General features: G+C 67.6%; 1 protein-coding gene. It reads right to left on the minus strand.

Going from position 1 to position 1,117, the window contains the following annotated elements; all coding sequences use genetic code 11:
• Positions 1-1,060, minus strand: a 1,060-nt coding sequence (locus E2C06_RS36580; protein WP_133293402.1) for an IS630 family transposase, incomplete at its 3' end; no start/stop codon positions are given.
• Between the last annotated feature and the right edge of the window lie 57 nt (positions 1,061-1,117).

The raw sequence follows: 1,117 nt of genomic DNA on the forward strand, positions 1-1,117 counted from the left end.
GGAGGCAGAAGCGCTGGATGGCGGCGAGGATGTCATCTGCGGACTTGGTCCAGCGGAAAGGCTTTGGGTTGGCGTTGTGGGCGGTGATGAAGGCGCGGATGTCGGACTCGAGCTGGGCGGTGGAGCGGTGGACGCCGCGCCTGATCTGCTTTTCGGTCAGGTCGGCGAAGAAGCGTTCGACCTGATTGATCCAGGACGCGCCGGTAGGCGTGAAGTGGACGTGCCAGCGCGGGCGCTTGGCCAGCCAGTCGCGGACCGGCTTGGTCTTGTGAGTGGCGTAGTTGTCCATCACGAGGTGAACGTCGAGGTCGGCGGGCACAGCGGCCTCGATCTGGTCGAGGAACCTGCGGAACTCGCTTGAACGGTGCTTCGGATAGCAGCGTCCGATGACAGCGCCGGTGGCGATGTCGAGGGCGGCGAAGAGCGAGGTGGTGCCGTGCCGCGTGTAGTCGTGGGTGCGGCGCTCAGCCTGGCCTGGGCGCATCGGCAGCAGCGGCTGCGTGCGATCAAGCGCCTGGATCTGCGACTTCTCGTCCACGCAAAGCACCAGCGCGCGCTCGGGCGGGGCCATGTAGAGCCCGACGATGTCGCGCACCTTCTCGACGAAGAGCGGGTCAGACGAGAGCTTGAAGGTCTCGCTTCGATGCGGCTGCAGGCCGAAGGCGCGCCAGATGCGGTGGATGGTGGAGGGCGCGTAGCCGACTGCCTTGGCCATCGAGCGCAGCGACCAGTGGGTTGCGCTTGGCGGTGCCGTCTCCAGGGTCAGGCGGATCGTCTCTGCGACCTCGTCGTCACCGATTTTGCGCGGCGTGCCGGGCCTCGGCTCGTCGAGTAGTCCATCGAGGCGGTGGGCGGCAAAGCGGCGCCGCCATTTCGAGACGGTGTTGGCGTCTGCGCCGACCTCGACGCAGATCGCCTTGTTCTCCAGCCCTGCCGCCGCGGCCAGCACAATCCGCGCCCGCCGCGCCATCGCCTGACCGGTGCGCTGCGCGCGGGCCAGCGACTCCAACTCCCGCCGCTCCGGCGTCGTCAGCTCGATCGCCACCGCCGCCTTGCCCATCGCCAGCCCCCACGACCCTGCATCAGAATCGTAGGAACTTCGAGATCAGGACACTAG

The organism is Dankookia rubra (assembly GCF_004355005.1).
GTDB lineage: Bacteria > Pseudomonadota > Alphaproteobacteria > Acetobacterales > Acetobacteraceae > Paracraurococcus > Paracraurococcus ruber_A.